The 24306-nt window shown below is 62.4% G+C and carries 18 protein-coding genes; 4 read left to right on the top strand and 14 right to left on the bottom strand.

Annotated elements, in window-relative coordinates:
- Positions 1–2: 2 nt before the first annotated feature.
- The 14 genes from tssG to AB1Z25_RS02135 form a co-directional block, all read right to left on the bottom strand.
- Positions 3–1028, bottom strand: coding sequence for a type VI secretion system baseplate subunit TssG (gene tssG, locus AB1Z25_RS02200; protein WP_107798035.1), 1026 nt, complete (start codon positions 1026–1028; stop codon positions 3–5).
- Positions 992–2851 carry a type VI secretion system baseplate subunit TssF gene (gene tssF, locus AB1Z25_RS02195; RefSeq protein WP_227106742.1) on the bottom strand — a complete coding sequence of 620 codons (1860 nt, stop codon included), beginning with the start codon at positions 2849–2851 and terminating at the stop codon, positions 992–994. Before tssF ends, tssG begins: the two co-directional genes overlap by 37 nt.
- A gap of 84 nt (positions 2852–2935) precedes the next feature.
- Positions 2936–4099, bottom strand: coding sequence for a DUF6708 domain-containing protein (locus AB1Z25_RS02190; protein WP_486636488.1), 1164 nt, complete (start codon positions 4097–4099; stop codon positions 2936–2938).
- Positions 4100–4145: 46 nt separating this feature from the next.
- Complete coding sequence (locus AB1Z25_RS02185) at positions 4146–5306, bottom strand: DUF6708 domain-containing protein (RefSeq protein ID WP_486636487.1); 1161 nt, start codon at positions 5304–5306, stop codon at positions 4146–4148.
- Position 5307: 1 nt separating this feature from the next.
- Positions 5308–7875 (bottom strand): T6SS effector BTH_I2691 family protein, encoded by a 2568-nt coding sequence (locus AB1Z25_RS02180; RefSeq protein WP_486636486.1) that lies wholly within the window; start codon positions 7873–7875, stop codon positions 5308–5310.
- Between the two features lie 79 nt (positions 7876–7954).
- Complete coding sequence (locus tag AB1Z25_RS02175) at positions 7955–8869, bottom strand: DUF4123 domain-containing protein (RefSeq protein ID WP_486636485.1); 915 nt, start codon at positions 8867–8869, stop codon at positions 7955–7957.
- Between the two features lie 30 nt (positions 8870–8899).
- The gene (locus AB1Z25_RS02170) at positions 8900–11518 is read right to left on the bottom strand and encodes a type VI secretion system Vgr family protein (protein ID WP_486636484.1); all 2619 of its coding nucleotides are present in this window, start codon (positions 11516–11518) and stop codon (positions 8900–8902) included.
- A 133-nt stretch (positions 11519–11651) separates the two neighbouring features.
- Positions 11652–12086, bottom strand: a complete 435-nt coding sequence (locus AB1Z25_RS02165; RefSeq protein ID WP_158274210.1) for an OmpA family protein — start codon at positions 12084–12086, stop codon at positions 11652–11654.
- Between the two features lie 287 nt (positions 12087–12373).
- Positions 12374–12871, bottom strand: coding sequence for an Hcp family type VI secretion system effector (locus AB1Z25_RS02160; RefSeq protein WP_043640831.1), 498 nt, complete (start codon positions 12869–12871; stop codon positions 12374–12376).
- Positions 12872–12984: 113 nt separating this feature from the next.
- On the bottom strand, positions 12985–14469 hold the full coding sequence (gene tssC / locus AB1Z25_RS02155) for a type VI secretion system contractile sheath large subunit (protein WP_107798026.1): 1485 nt from the start codon (positions 14467–14469) through the stop codon (positions 12985–12987).
- Positions 14470–14472: 3 nt separating this feature from the next.
- On the bottom strand, positions 14473–14985 hold the full coding sequence (gene tssB / locus AB1Z25_RS02150; RefSeq protein ID WP_107798025.1) for a type VI secretion system contractile sheath small subunit: 513 nt from the start codon (positions 14983–14985) through the stop codon (positions 14473–14475).
- Positions 14986–15068: 83 nt separating this feature from the next.
- Complete coding sequence (gene tagF / locus AB1Z25_RS02145) at positions 15069–16088, bottom strand: type VI secretion system-associated protein TagF (RefSeq protein WP_107798024.1); 1020 nt, start codon at positions 16086–16088, stop codon at positions 15069–15071.
- Between the two features lie 15 nt (positions 16089–16103).
- Positions 16104–19874 (bottom strand): type VI secretion system membrane subunit TssM, encoded by a 3771-nt coding sequence (gene tssM / locus AB1Z25_RS02140; protein WP_253315662.1) that lies wholly within the window; start codon positions 19872–19874, stop codon positions 16104–16106.
- Between the two features lie 27 nt (positions 19875–19901).
- Positions 19902–20750, bottom strand: a complete 849-nt coding sequence (locus tag AB1Z25_RS02135; RefSeq protein ID WP_253315661.1) for a M15 family metallopeptidase — start codon at positions 20748–20750, stop codon at positions 19902–19904.
- Positions 20751–20948: 198 nt separating this feature from the next.
- On the opposite strand from AB1Z25_RS02135, the gene tssJ reads away from it, so the two are divergent.
- The 4 genes from tssJ to tssE all read left to right on the top strand — a co-directional run bounded on the left by tssJ (position 20949) and on the right by tssE (position 24296).
- A complete protein-coding gene (tssJ, locus tag AB1Z25_RS02130; RefSeq protein ID WP_107798022.1) occupies positions 20949–21488 on the top strand; it encodes a type VI secretion system lipoprotein TssJ in 540 nt (179 codons plus the stop codon).
- A gap of 269 nt (positions 21489–21757) precedes the next feature.
- A complete protein-coding gene (gene tssK / locus AB1Z25_RS02125) occupies positions 21758–23104 on the top strand; it encodes a type VI secretion system baseplate subunit TssK (protein WP_486636483.1) in 1347 nt (448 codons plus the stop codon).
- Positions 23105–23111: 7 nt separating this feature from the next.
- Positions 23112–23813, top strand: coding sequence for a type IVB secretion system protein IcmH/DotU (gene icmH / locus AB1Z25_RS02120; protein ID WP_081548565.1), 702 nt, complete (start codon positions 23112–23114; stop codon positions 23811–23813).
- 3 nt (positions 23814–23816) lie between these two features.
- Positions 23817–24296 (top strand): type VI secretion system baseplate subunit TssE, encoded by a 480-nt coding sequence (gene tssE / locus AB1Z25_RS02115; protein WP_227106718.1) that lies wholly within the window; start codon positions 23817–23819, stop codon positions 24294–24296.
- The last annotated feature ends 10 nt before the right edge of the window (positions 24297–24306 follow it).

Genomic DNA, 24306 nt, shown 5'->3' with positions numbered 1-24306 from the left:
GCTCAATGCAGCAGCGCGTAGCGCATGTCTTCAGGATCTTGCTTCTGCGGGCCCAGCCAGCAATTGCCGCCCAGACGCAGGTCCGCCGGGCCGCCCAGCTGCGCCGCCGGCACGTCGCGCTTGTCCAGCACCAGGCTGACGTCGGCCGCCAGATTATGGCCGACGGCGAATTGCAGCAGCGCCTGCAAGGCCTGCGCGCCGGGGCCGCCGGGCAGCAGGGCTTCGAACTGGGCGCGGCGCATGCTGCCCAAGCGCAGCTGCAGCTTGGTCTGACGGTCCCAAACCCGGGCGCCGGCGAACAAGGACACGCCCAGCTCGCTCTCGCTGTCGCCCAGCCGGCTTTGCTCCGCCGCCGGCACCTGCATCCACTGGCCGATGAATTGCTCCAATGCGGCGTCCACGCCGAAAAAGCCCTGGATCAGCGTTTCCAGCGCCTGCGCCGACAAGGGCTTCTGACTGAGCAGGCCGGCGTAATAGATGAACAGGTTTTCGTCCAGGCTCGCGTCCGGCCCCATCTGCTTGCGCAGCTGGGACAGGCCCAGGCCGCCCAGGTCCAGCAGATTGCGGGTGAAACCGTCGCGCTCGCCGGCCTCCACTTCCAGCCAATAGCGGTATTTGCGCCAGGCGCCGAAGAACAAGGCGGTGGCGCGGTGGCTGAAGATGTCCAGGAAGGCGTGCAGCGATCCATCCTTGTACTGCTGGCGGCGCTCCAGCAACAGCTCGGTATAACTGGTGGGCAAGGCGCCGCTGGGCCCGGTCAGCCCGATGAAGCTGACCGTCATCTCGTCGGTGGCGTCCAGCTGCTCCGGCTCCTTGGCCGGCTGATAACGACACAGCTCGCTGGGCGGGAAGGACAGCGAGGCCAGCGAGCGGAAGCGCAAGCTGGCCGGCAACCGGCCGCGGCGCTCGCCGCGCTTGCGCGCGGACAAGCCCAGGATGCGCACCGCCTGGAAAAAGCCGAACTGGCTGGCGTCGCGCGCCAGCTCCAGTTTCAGATCACGAGGGCTTCGCCGGCTCGGGCTGGCCATGAGGCTACCTCCTCGTCTTGTTGAACCGCATGTACCCGCAGGCGGGTGAAACTATTGGGCGCGCAATACAGCGCGAAGAAACGCTCCAGCACCGCGGCGAACAGATAAACGCTGCCGCCAACGTAGTAATCCGGGTCCAGCGTCAGGCGGATTTCGCTGCCGCGGACAAAGCCGCTGAAATCGCGGCCGGACACGCGGGTCACCGCCGGCTGGCTTTCTATCCCCACCACGCCCTGGATCTGGCGCACGTTCACCGGGGAATCGGTCAGGTTGTACAAGGCCAGCATTTCCTGCAAGGCGGCGCAGCCGGAATCCACGATGGACATGTAGTTAAGCGACAAATGCGACACCAGCCGCCACTGCACCGCGCGCCCCAGCGGGCAACGCTGGCTGGCGCTGGGCTTGCGCAACAGGCGCACGCGCTTGACCACGGAATGGCCGGGCAGCGAGAAATCCGTCCGCTGGGTGGACTGGCTGCCGCCAAAGGGTATCTGCTCCGGCAGATCGCGGTTGCTGCACAGCAGCTCCAGGCTCAGCACCTCGGTGGCCGGCCGCACCGCGTTGAACTCCAGGTCCGCCAGGTGCAGCTCCAGATCCGTGCCCTTGTCGCTCTGGCGCGGCGAGGGCTCCCGGCTGGCGTGCCAATAAAAGCGCGGCGTCTTTTTTTCGCTGCCGTGGCGTATCGCGTAGAAGGACGGCACTTCCTCGCTGCTTTCGCCGTCGCCGGATTTCTCCACCCGCACCACGCGCTTGATCTGGATCGCCTCGTAAGCCTGCTGCTTGCGCGCGTCCACCAGCACCGGGTAACTGGCTTTCTGGTGGGTGACGCGGATGGGCTCGCCCGGCTGGGTGAACAGGTTGACGATGGGCGTGCAGCCCAGCTTCATGTGCTGGGCCTGCAACTGGGTCTGCAGCCGGTTGTGACGCTCGCTGTCCGGGTATTCGTCCAGCAAGATCCGCAGCACCAGCTTGTCGCCGTCCAGCCGCGCCACCGCCTTGTCCAAGCGCAGCAGATCGACAAAGAGAAATTTGTCCGGATAGCAGAAGTACTCGGTCAGCAGCCGGTAGCCCATGAAGGAGCGTTCGTCGTAGTCCAGCAGACCTTCCTCGCGGCCGAAGCCCACCGCCCGCAGACTGTCTGCCGGCAGCTTGCGCGTGCGGGCCGGGTCTTCGCTGCCATCACCCACGCTGACGCTCAGGACATTGGACAGCAGCATTTCGTACAGCAGATGCATCAGCGCCGGCTCGCCGTCCAGGAAGAAGCGCAGCGATTGCAGGCCGATGGCGTTGAGCGCCAGGCCGCCGTGAGTATGGAACTCCAGCGTCAGCACCGCCGCCGCGTCCGGCGCCAGCTGGCGCAGATAGGGCGAGCCGCTGGTCAGCTCCAGCTTGGCCTCTGTCAGCGACAGCGGATACAGGTCCACCGGATAAGCGCTGCGGAATTTGCACACCACGCCCTGCATCGCCGGCGCGTGCACCGGCTGGCCGCGCTCCACCCGGTAGCGCTTGGCGATTTCCGGCCGCTGCGGATCGCATTCGAACTGCACGATGGTGGCGGAGGGAATCGGCTGCAGATAATGCGGGTAGAGCACATTGAGGAAGCTGGCCGCCACCTCCGGATATTCGTCGTCCAGCTTCTTGTGGATGCGCGCGGCCAGGAAGGCGAAGGACTCGATCAGCCGCTCGGTGTGCGGGTCTTCGCACTGGTCGCCTTCCATTTGCAGACGGCCGGCGATCTTGGGATAGCGGCGCGCGAACTCGCCGGACAGCTGGCGCAGGTGTCCGAGTTCGCGTTCGTAATACGGCAATAAGGATTCAAGCATTAAGGCTCACGCGCAATCATTAAGTATTCATCTCACCAGGCGGGCAACGCCCGCCCTGTTTTATCTTTGTGCCCGGCCAAATCTTCAACCGACCCAATACCGCAGCGGCAAACGCCAATCCAGACCATGCCGCCACGCGTAGTACAGCCACAGGCCCGCAGCGGTATACAGCAGCGGCAGCAGGTTGTAAGCCAGCAGCTCCAGCCAGGAACGCAGTTCCGATTCCCCGCTGGCCTCTCGAATCGCCTTGGGGAAGCGGCCCTCGTAGCTCAGCAACAGCGAGGCGTAATGACCCAGGCCCCAGATCACGAAGACCGGCGTCAGCGCCAGACGTAGCCACAAAAAGCTGCGCCCCAGATCAAAACCGCCTGGCAGGCTCAGCCGCGACACCGTCCACATACTGCTCAAGGGGTTGGGCCACTTGCTGCGCAGTCGTTTCGGCGCCGGCACCGCATCCGCGCCGTCTTCCATGAAGCGGCGGATATATTCCCAGAACGACAGCAAATGCTGGTAGTCGCGGCTTGGCAAACCAAGAAATGCGCCATCCACGCCCAGCGGGCTGTGCGGATTGTCGGTAGACTCCGCCCGCGCCGCCAACACCAGCATGCCTCCTATGCCCTGATGATTTGGCATGTCCTTGGGCAGGCCAACATCAATCATGTCCCAGTCATAGAATTTGACGCCACCCAGAAAACCAGGCCGCAACAAATAGACTTTGCGTGTATCACGATTAAAACGCACTACAAGTCTGCGCAAAGTAAATGCTTCTAAATGCCAAGCTTTTTGTAGATAGCGAAAAAAACAGTACCAAACGGCAGGCGTTATAAAACCAAACCCAACAAAACCAATCCAAAAATCTGCGTCCGGATAAAAATCAAACCCTAGAGCATCCTTGCCAGTCATCAATTGAAAAATTTGAGATGCAGAAATATAAGTACAAACATACAAACCATAACAAATCACGCCAAATAAAAATGTCAACAACCCTCGTTTATCATCATTGTAGGTACAAACATCCAAGTAGGATTTTGTTTTCCGATAAATAGAGCCATTATCATCAAGCAGCTCAGACCGACTCTCTTTCACGTCAATTTCAAGGGCATCCGGATCATAGCGCACGCCCCGCGCCCACATTTTTTTGGCGTCTTCCTTATTCTCTTCGGCAATGTCTTTTTGAATCTCATCAAACCAGGAACCGGGCTTATGCTTGCGCCGCCCCATCGCCAATGACCACTCCAAAAAATACATAAGCCTCTCTTCCTGTTTTCAAACCGCCATCATCATCCAGCTTTGCCTATAGCCCCAAATAGGACAGCGGCAAACGCCAATCCAGACCATGCCGCCACGCGTAGTACAGCCACAGGCCCGCAGCGGTATACAGCAGCGGCAACAGATTGTAAGCCAGCAGTTCCAGCCAGGAACGCAGCTCCGATTCCCCGCTGGCCTCTCGAATCGCCTTGGGGAAGCGGCCCTCGTAGCTCAGCAGCAGCGAGGCATAGTGGCCTAGGCCCCAGATCACGAAGACCGGCGTCAACGCCAGACGTAGCCACAAAAAGCTGCGTCCCAGATCGAAACCGCCCGGCAAGCTCAGCCGCGACACCGTCCACATGCTGCTCAAGGGGTTAGGCCACTTGCTGCGCAGCCGTTTCGGCGCCGGCACCGCGTCCGCGCCGTCTTCCATGAAGCGGCGGATATATTCCCAGAACGACAGCAAGTGCTGGTAGTCGCGGCTCGGCAAGCCGAGGAAAGCACCATCCACTCCAAAATCCCGATAAGGATTTTCGTTTTCTTCAGTCTTAACCGCCAATACCAGCATGCCGCCTATACCTTCATGATTCGGCATGTTTTTTGGCAAAATGGCGTCAACTTCCTCCCAGTCATAAGCTTTGACCCCGCCCAAAAAACCAGGTCGCAACAAATAGACTTTTCGCGTTTCTCTATTGAATCGCACCATCAATCGGCGCGCAGTAAAAGCCTCCAAACGCCAAGCCTTTATTAAATAACGAAAAAAAACAAAATACAACAATGGAACAACAACACCAAATACTACCAAAGGAAAAATCAAACTAGAGAGAGAAACGGCCTCTCCACTCTCATCAAGTCCTGTTACAGCTTGCCGCAAAATAAAAACCAAAAAATCAACGCCACCTATAAGATAAAGACAAACTACTCCCATAAGTAAAGTGATCAAACCTCGTTTATCATCGTTGTAAGTACAAACATCCAAGTAAGTCTTTGTCTTACGGTAGATAGACCCATTGTCATCCACCACCTCAGAACGGCTTTCATGGATATCCGACTCTTTCGCCGCCCGCAAATGTCCTAGGCCTTGAGCGAACAACTTTTTCTCATGCTTTTTCTCACTCTCTGCGTTTTTCTTTTGCTGCTCATCCCATATCGAACCAGGTTTATAGCGCTTGTGGTCCAAGACCACCATCCATTCCATCAGATACATCTCACTTTACCTCCAAGACGGCAGCATCCAAAGCCGCACCCTCTTCCACTGCACTACCAAAACCCGCGGCCTTTCTATCCTTGCGCAGGCAGGATTTGTCACACCAGCTTTCCAACGCATTATCGCTAAACAACCAGATCGCCACAGTCAGACCTATGCCTACCACAGTGAATAAGCGTGCGCCACGCAGTAGCAATAAGGCAATACGCTCCCCTGCCGCAAATTTGCTGACATTAAGCATCCCTTGCAATAAAGTCCGACCAAAATCACTTGTTGCACGTTTGAGCAACCACTCCAAAAATGGCCCAGAGGCTCCTAAGGCAATTCCGACACCAACCACGGCCCCAGAAGTAGAAACAATACCTCTGAGGAAATACACGGTTGCCAAATTAATATTTTTGGACTTTGCATCGTTAGCATTATCAAAATCTACAATCGCACCAATTACACCCGCCACAGTACCCAAGCCGCCGGAAGCCAGCTTCAAGGCGCCAACGCCCACCTTGCTGCCGCTGATCAGCGCCGGATTGCGGCTCTCGCCTATCTTCTCGCAGACGCTGCCGGTCAGCTCCAGCATCACCGCGCCCAAGCCCAAGCTAGCGGCGAGCAACTCCCAGGCCTCGCGCTGCGCTGGCTTTTCCCCCAGCTTGCCGGCCTTCATCATCACATTCATCATTTCCAGCATCGCCACCACCGAGCCGAAGCGCAGGCCGTTCATGCTGTTGGATTTGCTGGCCGCGGTCAGCGCCTTATTGATCTGATTGCGCTGGGCCTTGGCCGCCGCCACGCTCTTGGCGTCGAAGGCGGCGGGATTGGGGTAGGCCGCCGCCAGGTCCTTGCTCATGATCTTGCCCAGCGACAGCGACAGCAGCCGGTGGACCACGCCGGCGCGCAGCACCTGCTTGTCCAGCAGCTTGCCGCCCGGCATCCGCGCCAGCCCGGCGTGGCCCAGCTGCAGCAGCAGCAGGTTGACTCCGCCCAGGTGTGCGGTGCTGACGCCGCTGACATGGGCGACGGTTTCCAGCTTCTCGGCCAGGTCCTTGACCTTGGACCAGACATCGCTGATGCCCTTGCCGGCCTCCTGTATTTTTTCATACGGGGACAGCGCGTCGCTAAGCCCGCCCTTCGCCACATAGGCCTCGGTCGCGGCCTTAAAGTTCAGCATCGCGGCTTTGAACACCATCGCACTGGGCTTCAGGTCTTTTTGCTCGACCTGCTTGATCAACCAGTCCTGACCGATGCTGCAGCTATTGAGGCCGTGCACGCAAAAGCCCATCTGGCCGGCGTATGCGACGCCGCTCTCAAAGTGCTGGTCATCGTAAAACCCCAGGGTGTCGTGCAGTAGCGGCGCGTTCAGCCACTGCATCAAGTCCTGCGCCCGCTCCTGGTTTTTCTGGTCGCAAACGTCGCCCAGCGCCTCGAAGCTCTTGAGCACCGCGTTGTAGGACGATTTGGGCCACAAGCGCTTGCCGTATTTCTCCCAGGCACCATCCCCTATACCCTTGGCGTACTTGCGCCGCCATTCCTGCTTTTTGCTTTCGTACTCTTCCCGGTTCTTATAGATGCTGTCATACGGGATGCCCCTCAAATCTGGAGCCCGGAACTTCGGGTTGTTTTTCGCCTCCTTGGCCAAGTCATCCAAGGCCACCCCCAGCTTGGGCTCCCGCCGACTGATAGCGCCGTTGCGCACCTGCTCTTCAGCAGCGTTGACCGAGCGGATGATGGCCATCAGTTGCTCGTTCTTGTAATTGGCGAACACCGTGCTCTCCGCCGCCATCACCGTGCTGAGCCGGGCGATGGACAGATTGCGCCAGTTGTTCAGTTCCTGGGCCAGGCCCAGCGGATCGTGCAAAACGATGGCCATGCCCTTTTTATTGAGCAGTTCCACGCCCAGGTTTTTCAGCCGCCCGGTATAGGGGTAAGGCTCATTCTTGACCAGCTTGGCTTCCGCGCCGAAGAAGGGGTGCATGTGGTTGTTGAAGCGCGGCGCCAGTTTGCGCTCGCCGCCCTCGATGGAGCGGAACTCCACCACCTTGGAGCGCAGGTCGCCCGGCTGCAACGCATGCGGCTGCGTCACGGCCTTGGCCTGGAATTTCTGCAGCTTGTTATACAGCTTGCTGTCGGATTCGATCTTGCTCAGCGCGGCCTTGGACAGCGGGTCCGGCAGGAACAGCACGCGGAATTCGCTGACATCCTGCGCTTTCTCGATGGAGATCATCGAGGCGTTGATATCGTCGCCCTTGGTGGTGCAGGTGAACGGCGGGGGCTGCACCGCGTCGCCCAAGGCGATTCTGGCGATATAGCCCTGATGATTCACCGCCCAGGCGCTCTCCCACTTGAGCTTGCCCGAGCGTTTGGTCATCACGTACAGATAACCTTGGCGCAGCATGCGGACGGTGTAGGCGGCGGTGCGCAGCTTCTTGTCCGCCACGCCCTGGCCCAGGGTGCCGCTGAGTTCCGGAAACTCGGCGTGCCCTTCCTCGCTCGCCGCCACCGCATAGCGCAGCGGCAGCAGCATCAGCCCGGTCTTGCCGCAAAATTTGTTACCGCAGGGGGTTTTAGTGCTCACTTGATTGATTCCAGGTTTTCCGACGCTGCTTTGCGCCAACTTGCCTCAGGCTTTACTCCGACGATATTGGCCGCCGTCATCACGCCAACGGCGGCTGACTTGGCTTGTTCCAAAACTCCGCGCCGGCGAACAGCAGCCACTCCGTCAAGGTCGGGGCTCTGTCCTGCCGGTACTGCTCCAACTCCGCCGCCACGTTCGGGTAGCGCTCCTCGCAATCCCGCCCCAGCAGCCACCACAGCGCGACGCAGCCCGCGGCCTCATCCTCGGTGTCCACCCAGGGCAAGGCCGCCGCTTCTCGCAGCCACTGCAAGGCCAGCGGAAAGTCCGGCCACTGCGCCGCCACCGTGTCGGGATGGAGTTCGCTCAAGCCCGCCACCGTGCGCAGCAGCTTGTGGTAATGCGCGGCCCAGTCCAGCTGCGCCCAGTGCTCGGCGCGCAGCGACACTGCGCTGGCGCGGCCCTTGGTCTCGTCTATTCCCATATGCCGATACCCGGCCGGGTGAGCCGGATAGCACCAATGATCGATAGGACCCAGCAACTGGTTCTTGTCCTCGCCGCTCAGGCTCTGGTCCAGCAAGCGCGTAACCCTGGGGTCGTAGTAACGCAGGTGATGTTGCCGTCCATCGGGATGCGGCTGGACGAACAGGCGCTTCAAATGCCGGGCCACCTGCTCCGCCGGCTGCGCGGACTGCAGCCAGGCGCTGACCATGGCCGCGCCGCCCTTGCGCAGCGAATCCTCAATGTCGTCCGTCCCCCGCTTCAACCAGCTCCGGCGTTCCTCCGACCCAAAGTCCACGGTTTCCGCCAAGTTGATCAGCAGCGGCGCTTGCTCCGGCGCATGGGCAAAAAAAGCGTCGTTCAACACGGTGACCGCGGGTTCCGGGAAACAGGCAGCCAACTGCTCAGACGCCAGCGGGTCGCCCTGGGTCCGGTCCAGCAGCAGATACCAGCCTTCCGGCGCCTCCGCCTGCAAAATTTCATGCAATGCCTGCATATGTCTAATCTCTCATCCTGGCCGCGATGCTCAGTCCGGATAGGGCGCGCTCGCCGCGCCGGCGTGCGCGGCGTCCGCGGCCTGGTAATTGCAGGGTTGCGGCGGTTTGAACGAAGGCGTGGGCAGGCTGGTGCTGGCCGGCCCGCTCCAATCGTGGCTTCCGCCCTTGAAGCTGACGGTGCCGGGCGCGTGCAGCTCGATCTTGCCGTCCTTGATCCGCACATAAGCGCCGCCGCTGGTCAGCAGAATCTCCTTCTTGCCGTTCCACAACTGCTGGCCATTGATGGCGGTGATCTTGACGTCCTGGTCGCCGGTCACCTCGATGCTGTCGCTCTGTGCTTGAACCTGCACCTTGCCCTTGGCAGCGATCAGCTTCAGCGCGATCTGGTCCTTGACCCCGGTGACGAACAGGCTGATGTGCTGGCCCACGTTATGCAGCCAGCGCCGACCGCTGGTCTGGTTGGTGTCCCGCTGCGCCACCAGGTCCAGATTGGTCCCCGCCGCCACGGTCTGGCTTTGCTGGCTCAGGCTGGCGATGCCGGCTGGGGCCGACAGAATAATCAGCGGCTGCTGACCGGCTTGGTCCTTGGCGGTCTTGCCGTCCTTGTCGGTGTTGGAACCGGCCTCCCAGGCTTTCAAGGCGGCGGCCTGGTGTTGCAGATGGCCTTCGGTTTTCTTGGCGGCTTTGGCGTTGTCCGGGCCAATTTCTTCCGGCCCGGTTTCCATGGTATCGGCCTGCTGGCCGCTGGCGGTGTCGCCCAGGCTTTGGCTCAGGGCCAGGGCTGCGTCCAGCTGGCTTTGCGCTTGTTCGCGCGCCAGTTGTTTGCCCCCAGCGCCGTTCTGCGCTTCGGTGGACAGCAGCAGGCCGTGGCCGGCGCGGATGGCGCCGTGGTTGTCGGTGCGCAGTTCGAAGCCGTCGCCGCGCGGCTCGGCCTTGCCGTTGCTGCGCGGCTGGGTGAGGAAGCCTTGGTTGAGTTGGGTTTTGCCCGGCTCGCTCGATAGCTTGGCGCGCACTTCGCCCGGGGTGTCGTCGAACAGCAGTTCGTTGTATTGGCCGCCCTGGTGTTCCTTGGACTTGATGCCGGACAGGGTTTTATTCGCCGGCAAGGCGCCCGCGCCGCTGAAGTCCGGCGGGGGGTGGCTGCCGTTGTAGAGCACGCCGGTAATCACCGGGCGGTCGATATCGCCTTCGATGAAGTCGACCAAGACTTCCTGGCCGATGCGCGGGATGAATTGGTGGCCCCAGCCGGCGCCGGCGCTGGGCATCACCACCCGCAGCCAGCAGGAGGATTTGTCGTCCATCCCCGCGCCTATGCTCGGGTGTTCTTCCGGCCGCTGCCAGTGGAATTGCACCTTGATGCGGCCGTGCTGGTCGGTGTGGACTTCTTCTCCTTGCGGTCCCACCACGGTGGCGGTCTGCACGCCGCGAGACTTGGGCTTGGCCAGTTCGGTGTGGGCGTAGGCCGGGGTCAGCGGCACGCCGCGGCGCTGGGCGTCGAAGTCGGCGCGGAAGGGTTGGGCTTCCTTGCCATCCTGGAAGGCTTTGAGATCCGCCGGCAGGTTGTTACGCGCGCTTAAGGCTTGGCGGGTGACGACGAATTCGCGCTGTTCGCTGCTGTCGCCGTCGTGGGCCGGATGGTCGTCCAGGCGGAACCACTGGCCGGCGGCCAGGCCGCGCACCGAACCGCCGCCGCTGAATTGCTTGGCGTTGAGGTCATGCGCTTGCTGGCGCAGCTGGGCGTAATGGCTGAGCTGGTCGGCGTCGCCGGCGTAGTACAGCGATTGCGGGTCGTAGTCGTGCAAGGAGGATTGCAGCGCCTTGCCGTTCTGGCCCTGATCGATGCGGCTGTCGTCGCCGCTGTGCTGGGTGGAGACAGGCTGGTAGTCGAAGCTGGCCAAAGCCACCGCGCCGGGCACGATCTGGCGCTGGGCATTCCACTCGGTCAGGCCGTCCTCGGCTTCGGTGGCGTCGCTGCGGTGGAAACGCACCCGCTCGACGCCGGCCGGCGGCAGGCTGTAAGGGTCGTCGAAGGCGACCAAGCGCACTTGTGGCGTGTCGCCGTCGAGGTGATCGAAACGCCAGGCGTAACCCTCTTCGTGCAGCAGGCGCACGATGAAGTCGTAATCGCTCTCGCGGTATTGCAGACAGTAGCTACGCGGCGACGCCGGGCCGGTCTTGAAGTCCTGGGCCTGCACGCGGGCGAACACCGGATTGGCCCGCTGATGCTCGCTCAGAATCTGCGTGACGATGTCCGGCACCGACTGATCCTGGAACACCCGCGAGCTGACGCGGTGCCGCAGCAGCGCGAACGGTGGCTCTATGGTCAGCTGGTAGCGGCTGAAGCCGCCGTCCGAGCCCAGGCACTCGGCCTTGGACACCACGCCGCAGCGCAGGCTCTCCGCGCCGGCGGCGTCGAGGATGCCGAGCCTAGCCGGCAGGCCGAGCAGGCTCTTGAGTTCGATCTTGCCGTCAGGAGACAAACAGGTCAGCTGGTAGGCGTACGACCGGGACACGCCTTCTTCGCCGGCCAGGCTCAGCGGCAGCAATTGCTCGGCCGCCACGCTGCCGTCGCCCAGGCTGAGGGTGAGCAGGCGCTGGTCCTGGTTGAAGGCGGAGGCGAAGCTGGCGAGCAGGGTGCTGGGATCCATGGCGTTAACCTGATTCAAATCGACTGCGCAATTGGCGAGTCCTTAAGCAAACCGTGCGCGGCCGCGCCGGGTTTGCTTAAGCACCCGAAAACGCCCGGCCGCCCGCTTGCGCAGGGCGGCCCGGCGCCGAGATTCAGTTGGCGATCAGACGCACCGCGTGCAGCTGACGCTCGGTGTCGTAACGCACGGTGATTTTATTGGCCGGCACGCCGGCGTCGCTCAGGAACTGCTTGACGGCGATGGCGCGGGTTTGCGCCGCGGCGCGGGCATTGCCGATGTCGCCGCGGTAGCAGTGGCCGCGCACCAGGATGGATTTGGCGGTCTTGAGCTTGGGCAGCAGCAGTTGCAGTTGAGCCTCGCCCACCGGGGACAGTTTGGGGCTCATTTTTTCAAACGGGATCAGGTTGGGGTCTATGGCCATATTGGCGGCCACGGCCTTGTCCAGCGCGGCCTTCTCTTCCGCCGCCTTGATCACGGCGGGGTCGTTGGAGGCTTGTTGAGCGTTAGGATTGGTCTTGCAGCCCACCAGCGACAGGGCGAGCGCGGCGACCATCAGCAAACGTTTCATAGCATTACTTCCCGGATTGACTTTGACATGGGTAAAGGACATCCCGGAGCCCGCCGCGGCCAATCGGCGCGCGGCGGCACCCGGGGTGCCTTAGAGCCTGTTCAAAGCCCGGCGGTCACGAGCGAAACAGGGCGAAAACAGCGGAAGAAACGGACTGGCCCTAGGGCGCATGAGCATTCCGAAGCGGTACTCGCCGTGCAAGGTCTCGCGCACGCGGCGGACATTGAACAGATTCTTGCAACCCGCCCAGGGCAGTGGGCGGGTTGGCACTTCTTCGCTACTGAGACTTAGGCGATCGCTTTGTTGGCGGTCAGGTCCCAGCCGGAGCTGACGTTACCGCCGCCGGCGCCGTCAGCGCGTTTCTGCTGGGTGTAGGTCCACTTGATCTTGCCGTAAGTGAAGCTCACTTTTTCGCTGGGGAAGCCGTTGTCGTTGGCGGAACCGTGCGGCTCAACCTTGGCGATCAGGACTTGCTCCATCTTGATCTCCATGTACTTCACCTTGTCGCCACCGGCACGGCACAGTTCGATGGTGATTTCCTTGATGTGCTGGCCCTTGCAGCAGGCTTCGTAGATCTTCGGGCTGGCTTTGTCCAGGAAGTGGGTGATTTCGTAAGCGGCGTGGTTCACGCGCTCGGCGGTGGCGCCGCCGGCGGAGCTGGCGGTAGCCTGGGCCGGCTGTTCCAGTTTGTGGGCAAAGGACTGGATTTCGATCCAGTCTTTGTGCTTGTCGTCGCTGCTTTCGCCAGGAATACCGTCAATTTTCAGGAATGCATCAAAAGCCATTTACTTCTCCTTAGAACAAAGGTCAAAAATTGGAGGCGAGCCCTCCCATTCCAAAAGACGCCCGCGCCCGCCGCCGCGCCGGAACCCGGCGGACGCGCGCAGGCTCTCCAGCCTTAACCCGCCGGCTGCGGCAGCTCCGCCACCAGACGCAGGGAAATGGTCAGTTCATCCAGCTGGAAATGCGGCCGCAGGAAGGCGGCGGCGCGATAGACGCCCGGTTTGCCCGGCACTTCCACCACGTCGACGCGCGCTTCGCGCAGCGGATATTTGGCTTTGGCTTCCTGGCTGGCGGAGTCGTCCAGCAGCACGTATTGCGCCAGCCAGGTGTTCAGGAAGTCCTGCACGTTCTGGCGCGAGGCGAAGCTGCCGATCTTGTCGCGCATGATGGATTTCATGTAATGCGCGATGCGCGACACCGCGAAGATATAGGGCAGCTGGGTGGACAGACGCGCGTTGGCGTTGGCCGAATCGGTGTTGTAGGTCTTGGCCTTCTGCACCGATTGACCGCCGAAGAAGGCCGCGTAGTCGGTGTTCTTGCAGTGCACCAGCGAGATAAAGCCCAGATCGGACAGCAGTTTTTCGGTGCGGTCGGTGATCGCCACTTCGGTGGGGCACTTGAGCGCCACTTCGCCGTCGTCGGTCTTGAAGGTGTGGGCCGGCAGGCCTTCCACCAGGCCGCCGCCTTCCACGCCGCGGATGGCCGCCAGCCAGCCGTATTGGGCGAAGGCGGAGGTCAGACGCGCGGCGTAGGCGTAGGAGGCGTTGGTCCACAGGTATTTTTCGTGGGTGCTGCCGTCCACGTTTTCCTCAAAGTCGAATTCCTCCACCGGCACATTGTCACGGCCGTAGGGCAGACGGCCCAGCACATGCGGCAAGACCAGGCCGACGTAGCGGGAGTCTTCGGATTCGCGGAAGGATTTCCACTTGGCGTATTCGACGGTGTCGAAGATCTTGGCCAGATCGCGCGGCTTGCCCACGTCGGTGAAGCTCTCCAGGCCGAACAGGCCGGAGGAAGCGGCGGTGATCAGCGGCGCGTGCGCGGAGGCGGCCACGTGGGACAGTTCGTCCAGCAGGTAGAAGTCTTCCGGGTGGCGGGTGAATTCGTAATCGCCCACCAGGCCGGCGTAAGGCGCGCCGCCGAAGGTGCCGTATTCTTCTTCGTAGATTTTCTTGAACAGCGCGCTCTGGTCGAACTCCGGCGCCGCCTTGAAGTCCTTGACCAGGTCTTTCTTGGAGGCGTTGAGCACCTTGATCTTGAGCATGGTGCTGGTTTCGGACTCCATCACCAGGTATTTCAGGCCACGCCAGGAGGCTTCCAGCTTCTGGAAGTCGTTGTGGTGCATGATCTCGTTCAGCTGCGAGGAGATCAGCGCGTCGATTTCGGCGATGCGCGCGTCTATGCTGGCGGACAGATCGCGCGATACGCTGACGCTGCCTTCCAGCACCTGGTCGACCAGTTCGCCGATCAGGTCGCGGGTGTGGCCCTTCTCATTGTCGTTGGTGGCGACGCGGCTTTGCTCGATGATGGAGTCGAGCAGGCTGCCTGCCGCCGCCGGGGCTGCGGCCGCGCCGGCCTCAAGTTGTTGTTCTGCGCTCATCTATCACTCTCCCGCTTTGTCCGGATGCGCGGCCTGGCTGATCGCCTTCAGCTTTTCCGTATCGCGCACCACTTCATCCAGCAATTCTTCCAGCTTGTCGTTGCCCGCCATCTTGTTGCGCAGGTCGGCCAGGCGCTTGCGCGCGTCCAGCAGCTTTTTCAGCGGCTCGACCTGATCCACCACGTTCTGCGGCTCGAAATCCGCCAGTTCGTCGAAGTTCAGCTCCATCGCCAGCTGGCTGCCGTCGTCTTTCAGCTTGTTGTCCACCTTGATGGCCAGGCGCGGCGCCATGCCCTTGAGCACTTCGTCGAAGTTGTCGCGGTCGATCTGAACGAACTTGCGTTCCTTCATCTTGGGCAGCGGCTCCTTGCTGTGGCCGGAGTAATCCCCCAGCACGCCCAGCACGAAGGGCAGTTCCTTGGTTTCGATGGCGTCGCCGATTTCAACGTCGTAGGTGATCTGCACGCGCGGCGGGCGTACCCGCGACAGTTTTTTCTGTGTGCTTTCTTTGGCCATGATGGTTCTCTCTCAAGTTCACAAAGCTCTGATTGGAGCGGCCTCGGCAAATGTCGCCGGCCGCTCCGGTGTTACGCCACTACTCAGGCCACGCTGCGCGACAGGCTGGACGCCACCTCGCGCAGCTGCGCCACCGAAATGGACGGATCGTTCAGCCTCCGCCCCAGGATGTAAGCCGCTTCGGCGTAGGCCTGGTGGTTGCGCCACGGCGCGTGCGGCTCGGCCACGTCGACGATGAAGCGGGCGTCCAACTGCCCTCCCCAGCACTGTGCGACGATCTGTTCGTTCAAATCTCCCGGCAGCAAGGCCAGGAAGCGGCCTTCCGGCCGCTGAATCAGCAGGCATTGCTCCGCCTGTCCCGCCTGGCCGGCGGTGGCCGCCTGGTACAGCGACAGCCAGGTGGCCGCGGCCAGCATGTCTTCGCCGTCGCGGTCCGGCAGCGGCAGCAGATAGGTCTGCGCCGTCAGGCTGCCCTGGAACTTGCGCAGCAGCTGATGGTGGAAGGTGAAGGCCAGCAGCACCGTCTCCAGGTCCGGCAGCCCGCGGCCGCTCAACAACCGGCTCAGATGGGAGGCCGGCGTCACGCTCAGATGCCGTTCCAGCAACTGCTGCGCCAGATCCAGATCCGCCACGGAGGAGATGCCGAACAGCGACTGCTCCTCTAGGAACTGGCGGCAGGCCAGCATTTCCACCGCATTGTCGATGGCGCTGCTCAATTGCTCCTTAAGACCGGAGAAGAACAGTTCGTTGGCCAGCATCAGCACCGACAACGGCGGCAAGGCCGCGTCGCAAGGCATCAGCGAGGCCGCCACCAGCGGGTAATTGCGGCCGCTTTCGTCGCGGCTGGGCTGCATCACGCCCAGCGACAGCCACATCTGGTCGCGGCTGCGCAGCACGAAGCTGGTGCCCGGCATCGCGCGGTAACGCTCCACCGCCTCCGGGCCGGATTCCAGCCCGCCCAGGCTTTGCGCCAGCAACTGGTCCAGCTGGGTGGCCGCCGGGTGGGTGGCGTTGACGCGGACGAAATCGCCGCGACGCGGCAATTTGCCGAAAATGCAGAATTGCGGAGGCGTTTCCTGCGCCCGCTTGAAATTGAACGCCATGACTATGTGTCTCCCTTAAAGCGTCACGCGCTCAGGCAAGGTCAGCTTGTACAGCTTGTTCAGTTGCAGCGGATTGACGCCGCCAACCATGCGGAAATTGAATTTCACCGTCTGCGCCTCGCCGTCGGCCTTGCGCAGGTTCCAGGTGAGCTGGGCGGAGTCCGGGCTGTCCTGGCTGACCTTGGCGCTGGACAGCAAACGCATCAGGCCCATGCGGCCCGGCTGGTTGCCCACCACGCTGCTGGCGCCGCTGTAGGACACCACCTGGATGCGGGCGCCGGCGTTCTGGCCGTTGCCCGGCCAGGTGAACGGCTGCCAGGCCTGCGGGCCGTTGCGGTAGCGCAGTTCCTGGCCGTCCACCTCGAACACGATTTCGGACAGGCCCGGCGTCGGCGTCGGCTGCAGTTCGAAGCGGGTGTTCTCGCCGTCTTGCAACTGGGCGTTGGCCAGCGCGGACAGGCTGCTGACGCTGGACAGGAAGGCCGGGTTGAACTTGACCCCCATATTGCCCCAGGCGCGCGGCACCAATTGGTCACCCTTCTTCTGCACCAGGCCGTTCAGGTATTTGTTGATGAATTTGTCCAGCGTGCCGTCGTTGGCTTTGACGAAGCGGCTGATCTCCGCCACCGAGGCGCTGTTGCTGGAATCCGCGAACGGGTATTTGCCGGCCAGCTGCTTCCACTGCGGCAGCACTTCATTGGCCCAGGCCTGGTTGATGTCGTTGGCCACCGGCCCCAGCAAGGCGTTGTAGGACTGGGTCAGCGGACGCACCAGCATGGGCCTCACCATCTCGCCGGTTTCCGGCGTGACCTGGCTGAGCAGGGTGTTGTCGACGAAGGAGGCGGTGTCGCCCAGCTCCGAGCCGGAACCGCCCAGGGTCGCCTGCAAGGCGGCGCGCGCCTGCGGGCCGGGCTCGTCTGTGCTGGAGATCGCCGCCAGCTTGGCTTTCAGCTTGGCCAGCTGATCCAGGTAGGCGTTGATCGGCGGATTGTCGCCCTTGACCAGTTGGGCGACGCCGGCGAACTGGCGGCCCACTTCGCCGTACAGCTTGGCCTTGTCCGCCTGGGCCGGCGCGCTGCCGCCCTTGAGGAATTCCGCGGTTTTTTCCAGCATCGACTGCTTGGCGTTTTCCAGCGAGCGGTTCAGCTCGGACGGGTTGTCCCAGGCCGTCTCCATCGCCGCGCGCGCCAGCACCAGCTTGATAGGCGAGCTTTGCTTGTCGGACAGCCGCGCCATCGCGGAGGCGGACTGAGCCGGGTTGCTGAAGTCGCGGGTGGTGACGCCGATCAGGAATTTCTTCCAGGCGGCGGCGTATTGGCCGCGGTACAGGGCTTCCAGCGCGGCGCGGTTTTTCTCCACGTCGCCGTCCCGGCCCAGATTGTCCTGAGAGGACGAGGCCAGCACCCAGTCGTCGCTGCGGATTTCGCCCTTGCTGGCTTCGTCGATCGCGGCTTTGACGTAGCCGTTCCAGGCTTCGCGGGTGTAGGCCCCCTCCACCATCTGGCTGCCGGCCATCACGTCCAGGTCGCGGTTGTCCAGGATCCGCGCCACGGTCAGCGGCGCGAAGCGGGTGTTGGCGCGGGCCTTGATCTCATTGAACACCCGCTCCTGAGCGGACAGGCGCTTGAAGGAGCCGCGCAACACCTCGCGCGCCTCGCCCACCACCTTGGCGTTGTTGTCGATCAGCGGCAGGTCCGCTTCCTTGATCTGGCTGACGTAGAAGGCCACCAGCTTCTCGGCCACCGCCATCACCTCTTCCACCGAATACTGGCCGCGCTGGCTTTCCAGGTAAGGCCGCCAGTAGCGCGGCAGCTGGTCGATCAAATGCGCTTCGTCCATGCGCTTCTGCTCGTGCAGCATCAGATAGGTTTTCAAGGCGTTGTAGCTGGCGTCCAACTGCTGCGGATTGCGTTGCGCAGCGGCGGTCTCGCCTTGCGCGGCGGAAGCTTCCAGCTTGGCCGTGGTGGCGCGTTGCGGCCAATCCAGCGCGCTCAAGTTGATATTGGGCAGGCCGCCGCGCGGCGCGTGCTTTTTAGGCTTGGGTTTGAACGGCGCCGGAGCCGGCGCGGCCGGCTTGGGCGGTTCGCTCACCACCGGAGCGGGCGCGGGCGTCGGCGCGGGCGCTTCCGGCTTCAGGGCCACCAGCGTGGTTTCCAGATTGCGCTGCACCGGGCGCAGCATCGCTTCCTTCAGGCCGGCGAAGTACTCGCGGCGCAGTTGCGGCTCCAGCTCCTTGCCCTGGTACAGGCCCAGGCCCACTTGCCACGGCGCGCCGTTCTTGCGGTAGGACTGCAATTCCTCCAGGCGCTTCTGCAGGATCTGCAGCGAACGCAGCTTGTCGTACAGCTGCCCGCTGGCGGCCAGCTTTTGCGCCTGCGCGCGCTCGGCCTTCACCTCGTCCAGCAAATGCTGGTTGCCGATGAAGGACCAGGTCCAGAAGCTGGCCAGCGCGGCCAGCGACAACACTCCGGCCGCCATGCCGAACAGACGCCAGCGGCTGCCGCTGGGCTTGGTCTGCCGGGAGATCAGGTGTTGATCCTGGAACAGCACGTCGCGGAACAGATTGCGCAGGAAGTAGCTGTAAGACGCCGGCGCCTGCTTCATCTCCTGGCCGCCCTGGCTCAGGTCGAACTGGCCTTGCACGCGATTGGCGGCCACGATGCGCGGCACGCCCTCTTGCAGGGCGCTGGTGAAATAGAAACCGCGCAGCAAAGGCCGCGCGTGGTAAGGGTCTTCTTCGTGCAGCAGTTTGACGAACTTGACCACCGCCTCTTTCAAGCCGTGGAATTCGATGGGGAAGGCGAAATGGGCCGGCTTGACCTGATCGCCGCGGTACTGGATCAGTTTTTCCTCGCCGGCCTGCACCAGGCCGCGGTACAGGAGCTCGAACTGCTGGCCGGTCACATTGGCCACGTCGAAGCCCGTGCCCTGGTCCGCGCTCAGCGTCGCCCCCCAGACCCTGGCGCGATCCTCGTCGCTGGCGTCCTGGAAGAACTGGGCGAAACCGCCCAAGAGGTCCAGCTTGGTGAACACCAGATAGATAGGCACCAAGAGGCCGAAGGTGTTGCAGACCTCGTGAATGCGCTCGCGGATCTGGCGCGCGTACAGGGTGAAGCCTTCGCTATGGTGCTGCGCCAGCTCCGGCAGGCTGATGGCGATCAAGATGCCGTTGACTGGCGCCTTGGCCCGGTGTTTTTTCAGCAGCTTGAGGAATTCCAGCCACTCCACCCTATCTTCGCTCTGGGTGGCGTAGCGGCCGGCGGTGTCCAGCAGCACGCCCTCGGTGGAGAAGAACCAGTCGCAGTTGCGGGTGCCGCCCACGCCCTGGATGCCGCTCTTGTCGCTGAAGGGGAAGGTCAGGCCGGACTGTAGGATGGCCGAGCTTTTGCCCGCCGCCGGGTGGCCGATGATCATGTACCACGGCAGCTCGTACAAGGCGGCGCTGCCGCTGGCGCTGCCCAGCTTGGATTTCTTCAGGGTGTCGATCGCCCCCAGCAGCCGCTGGCGCAGCAGGGTGACCTCGGCGCGCTTGTCGGAGCTGGCGTTGATGACCGCCTCGTCCGCCTGCTTGCGCAGCATGCGCTCAAGCAGGCCGCCGGCGCGGCGCGCCAATACCTGGCCCACCAGCAGGGTCAGCACCCAAAACAACATGACGCCGATAATCCAGCCCAAACGGGCCTCCAGCGACTCCAAGCCCAACCACGGCCCCAGGAACCAGATCAAAGCGATCAGGATCAGGAACCCGATTGCCGAAGCCACTTTGGCGTGACGCAGCCAACCTTTCATAAACACCCACCACCTTCTTTTAAACCGTTATTTTTTGAGCAGGGACTTCAGCGAGCCTGAGCGCTCGATATGCCCGAAGTCCTTGAAGCTCCAGTTGCCGCCCCAAGTCAGGCCGGCCGCCGTCGCCTCTTCCCCCAGCGCGTTGTAAGCCTGCATCGCCCAGGGATCGCGTTCCGATATCACTACCTTGCCTTCGCGGATCGGCGCCAAATCCACCGCCAGGCCGTATTGATGCTTGCTCTGTCCGCCTTTGGCCTTGGTCACCAGCGTGGCCTGCCCCGCCAGCGAGTCCTGGCGCTCCGGGCTGCGATAGCCTTCCAGCAGCACCATGGGGAAGCCCCTGGCCTTCATTTTTTCCATCACCCGCAGCACCACCTGCACAAACTCCGGATTCAGCTTGCTCCAGTCCCGGTCCGCATGGCCCAAGCTGGGCCGCTCTGCTATGACGTTGACAAAAGCTTCCGGCGGAAGCGGCGGCGGGGGCACCAGTTTTTCTTCCAACAGCGTTTGCTTAATTCTTATGCCCTGCGCATATTCTGCCGCTTCGAACTCGGGACTGCGATGAAAACGATTCAATTTCAGCGTGATCGCCACCGCCAGCGCCACCAGCAACAGCGACACCACCGGCAGCCACACCCGCCAGTAACGCGCGGCGGCGCTGGGCGCCCGGCGCGACGCACGCAAAAAAGCGGCGCTCACCGCCCGCTTTTCAGTCAGTGTTTCCGGCCCTGCGGCCATGGCTCCAGCCAAAGCCTCCGCCCCAGGCAGAACAGGCTTTGGCGAGCGGCTCCCTTCCAAGATGCGGGGCTGTCCCAAGAAGAATTTCCAGCCCAGCCAGGACAGGAGCAAAACGATGCCAAGCACCAGGATCGGCAAGATATAGTTCAAATGCATTTTGACGCGAGACGATAAATGACATTACAATTTAAATCAATAGCTTGAGCTACCCGATCTCTGATTTTAACCGCCGTATGCAAATCAATTTGCGACGGAGCATGCATTCCAATTAAACCAAAAATTTGGGATACTTTCGATAGCAGATAGTCACAAATCCAATCGTTAGGAACCGCCGTCATGATGAAAAAACGCCCCAGCTGGCAACGGGCCCGCGCCCTATTTTACGCCATCGCCATAGCCTCTCTGACCGCTTGTTCCAGCACCAAGACCATCGACATCAAAGCGGAAGGCAGCCCGTCGCTAAACCGCGACGCCAAAGGCAAACCGCTGTCCGTGGTGGTGCATGTCTACCAGCTCAAAAACCAGCAGGCTTTCAACCGCCTGACCATGGAGGCCCTGTCCAGCGGCAAGCCTGAATCAGAACTGCTGGGCGACAGTCTGATCAACAGCAAAGAACTGACCTTTTTGCCAGGTGGTAAAGTGACGCTAGAAGACGTCACCATTGAAAAAGACGCTCAGTTCATCGGCGTCGTCGGCTTTTTCCGCCGTCCGGACGCCCACTTCTGGCGCCTGTTGTACGACGCCGACGCCGTCCGCAGCAAAGACCTGAGCTTCCGCGCCGCCGATTGCCACCTGGAAGCCATCAAACCCAAAGCGTTGACCCTGCCCGGCCAGCCCGCTTCCGCCAAGGCGGACTGCGCCGGCAGCCGAAACTGAAGCCTGCCGCGGCCCCGGGCCGACGCTGAAAATTAACAAACTCTTTTGCATGACAAGGGCGCCGCTCTTGCTGCAAAATGTCGCGCATTTTAGCGATCGTGTACACAGTTTGAACAGGGTGTTATTACCGGATGCGGGCCGTTCCGGCCATGACGTGGCTCAAAGCCCATGCGCTTCTTCGCCCGCGGCGGCCAGGCCCGGCTGACAAGCCGATGAATTTCCAGGCGCAATTGAGATTGAAGTAGATTTCCAGACAAGGTGTATCAGTAATGCAACAAGCCAAACGAGTGCTCTGGGGCGAAGGCATGTTCCTGCGCCCGCAGCACTTTCAACAGCAAACCCTCTTGCTGGAGCAGCACGTCGCCGCGCGGCAGCAACTGAGCCAACGCCACGGCTGGGGCCTGCAACACATCGTCTTGGACGAGCAGGCGCTCAAGGGCGGCACCGTCCGCATCGACGGGCTGTCCATCCTGTTCCGGGACGGCACGCTGTTCCAGGCGCCGGCCAGCGCGCCGCTGCCGCTGTCCCGCGATCTGAACACCTTGCCGCAAGCCGGCATCAAGACCACGCTTTACGCCTGTCTCGCCCATATGCAGCCCTACGGCGGCAACACCCGCAACGGCGAGCTCATGTCCCGCCCCACTCGCTTCCAAAGCGCCAGCGCGGAAGTGGCCGATCTCTACACCCAGGCGCTGGACGCCGATCTGTCCACGCTGGAGCTGGACGTGCGGCTGATGATCGAGGAAGAGAACCGCGACGGCTACGACGCCATTCCGCTGTGCCGGCTGGAAAAGGACGCCACCGGCCAATGGGGCCTGGGCGGCGGCTTCATTCCTCCGCTGGCCACGGTGGAAGGCTCGCGCGAGGTCAGCCACATGCTGCGCCGCCTGCTGGACATCCTGCTGGTCAAGAACCAGGCGCTGTCCGGCGGCCAGCGCGAACGCGCCAAGAACGTGATGGAGTACAGCTCCAGCGACATCAGCTCCTTCTGGCTGCTGCACACCGTCAACCGCAACTTCGCCAAACTGCGCCACCTGTCGCTGTCCAGCCCGCTGCATCCGGAAGAGCTGTATCTGGCGCTGGCCGAATTCTGCGGCGAGCTGCAGACCTTCTCCACCCATTACACCCTGTCCGACATCCCGGCCTATCGCCACGACGACCTGCACGCCGTGCTGGCCGCGTTGGACATGCAGATCCGAGAACTGCTGGAAACCGTGATCTCCTCGCGTTACGCCATCATCCCGCTGCATTCGCCCAAACCGTCCTTCTACATCGGCCGGCTGGAAAGCGACCGCCTGCTGGAGAACGTCGATTACTACCTGTCGGTGCAGAGCGAACTGCCGGCCAGCCAGATCATCGACAGCGTGCCGCTGAAGATGAAGATCGGCGCGCCGGACGACGTGGAAAAAATCCTCAACTCCGCCATGCGCGGCGTGGCGCTCAGCCATGCGGCGCAAACGCCGTCCGCCATTCCGGTACGCGTGGGCAACCACTATTTCGCGCTGGAGCCGCACGGCGAGATCTTCGGCCGCATGCTGCAATCGCGCAGCATCTGCATCTATATGCCGCAGACGCTCTCCAACCTGACGCTTGAACTGATCGCCGTATTCCGCTGAGGCCGCCATGAACCAAACCGCCGCAACTCTACAAGAACGCCCGCTGGCCGTAGCCTCCGCCTCGGCGCCCACCCTGCGCGAAATGCTGGAAGACGGCATCTACCTGCTGTTCCTGCTCCGGGACGGCAACGCCCCCAGCAGCGCGGTGGAGTTCAACCGCCGCGTCGACCAGTTTCTGAACCAGTACGAGCGCAACGCGCGCAACTTCGGCAAGGACCAGAACGCCATCAACCACTCCAAGTACGCGTTTTGCGCCTTGATGGACGAGATCATTCTGTCCTCCGAGTTCGACATCCGCGACGAATGGGAGCGCATGCCGCTGCAACTGCGGCTGTTTGGCGAGCATCTGGCCGGCGAGGGCTTCTTCAACCGCCTGGAACAACTGCGTCTGGACCCGGCCGCCCATATCGAGCCGCTGGAAGTGTTCTACACCTGCCTGTTGCTGGGCTTCCAAGGCAAATACCTGCTGGAAGGCCAGGAAAAGCTGGGCTACCTGACCCACAAGCTGGGCCAGGAAATCCAGCAAGTGCGCGGCGGCAAGGCCGAGTTCGCGCCCAACTGGCAGCTGCCGCAACGCTTCCAGGCCTTTGTCCGCCATGAACTGCCGCTGTGGCTGTACTTCGCCCTGCTGGCCGTGGTGGGCGCCGGCATCTTTGTCGCCTACCGCTGGCTGCTGTCCAACCAGCTCCAATCCATTTTCGGCCTGTAAGCCATGCACAGCAGCCGCCACGCCCAGATCCTGCCGTCGGTGCTGGACCGGCTGCTGGACGACCAGCCGGACAACAGCCACGGCGCGGAAACCATGTTGTACGAACTGCCGCAGATCAAGCGCTCGCTGGCGCGGGATCTGGAAGCGCTGCTGAACACCCGGCTCGCGCCCTTGCAAGAACTGTTCGACATGTACCCGCAGGCCCACGACAGCATGTTGAGCTTCGGCATTCCGGACCTGTCCGGCATCAGCCTGCTCAATCCGCAAGACCGGGAACTGCTGCGCGAGCAACTGCGCCGCGCCATCGAAGTGCACGAGCCGCGGCTGTCCCGCGTGCGGGTGAATCTGGACGCGCCGCGCGAGATGGAACGCCACCTGCGCTTCCGCGTCGACGCGGTGCTGAAAGTGCATCCGCACCGGCCGCCGGTCACCTTCGACGCCACCCTGCAACTTTCCTCCAACGTTTACAAGGTACAAGGCTGACCCAGCCTGA

The sequence above is a fragment of the Chromobacterium sp. HL1 genome, from assembly GCF_057418835.1.
Note: the sequence above shows the minus strand (reverse complement) of the source record. Positions and strands in the feature narration are given on the sequence as shown.

Bases quoted from the DNA above. Each gene is read 5' to 3' on its own strand.
- tssG (WP_107798035.1), bottom strand. From the start codon at position 1,028: ATGGCCAGCCCGAGCCGGCGAAGCCCTCGTGATCTGAAACTGGAGCTG.
- tssF (WP_227106742.1), bottom strand. From the start codon at position 2,851: ATGCTTGAATCCTTATTGCCGTATTACGAACGCGAACTCGGACACCTG.
- AB1Z25_RS02190 (WP_486636488.1), bottom strand. From the start codon at position 4,099: ATGTATTTTTTGGAGTGGTCATTGGCGATGGGGCGGCGCAAGCATAAG.
- AB1Z25_RS02185 (WP_486636487.1), bottom strand. From the start codon at position 5,306: ATGTATCTGATGGAATGGATGGTGGTCTTGGACCACAAGCGCTATAAA.
- AB1Z25_RS02175 (WP_486636485.1), bottom strand. From the start codon at position 8,869: ATGCAGGCATTGCATGAAATTTTGCAGGCGGAGGCGCCGGAAGGCTGG.
- AB1Z25_RS02170 (WP_486636484.1), bottom strand. From the start codon at position 11,518: ATGGATCCCAGCACCCTGCTCGCCAGCTTCGCCTCCGCCTTCAACCAG.
- AB1Z25_RS02165 (WP_158274210.1), bottom strand. From the start codon at position 12,086: ATGAAACGTTTGCTGATGGTCGCCGCGCTCGCCCTGTCGCTGGTGGGC.
- AB1Z25_RS02160 (WP_043640831.1), bottom strand. From the start codon at position 12,871: ATGGCTTTTGATGCATTCCTGAAAATTGACGGTATTCCTGGCGAAAGC.
- tssC (WP_107798026.1), bottom strand. From the start codon at position 14,469: ATGAGCGCAGAACAACAACTTGAGGCCGGCGCGGCCGCAGCCCCGGCG.
- tssB (WP_107798025.1), bottom strand. From the start codon at position 14,985: ATGGCCAAAGAAAGCACACAGAAAAAACTGTCGCGGGTACGCCCGCCG.
- tagF (WP_107798024.1), bottom strand. From the start codon at position 16,088: ATGGCGTTCAATTTCAAGCGGGCGCAGGAAACGCCTCCGCAATTCTGC.
- tssM (WP_253315662.1), bottom strand. From the start codon at position 19,874: ATGAAAGGTTGGCTGCGTCACGCCAAAGTGGCTTCGGCAATCGGGTTC.
- tssJ (WP_107798022.1), top strand. From the start codon at position 20,949: ATGATGAAAAAACGCCCCAGCTGGCAACGGGCCCGCGCCCTATTTTAC.
- tssK (WP_486636483.1), top strand. From the start codon at position 21,758: ATGCAACAAGCCAAACGAGTGCTCTGGGGCGAAGGCATGTTCCTGCGC.
- icmH (WP_081548565.1), top strand. From the start codon at position 23,112: ATGAACCAAACCGCCGCAACTCTACAAGAACGCCCGCTGGCCGTAGCC.
- tssE (WP_227106718.1), top strand. From the start codon at position 23,817: ATGCACAGCAGCCGCCACGCCCAGATCCTGCCGTCGGTGCTGGACCGG.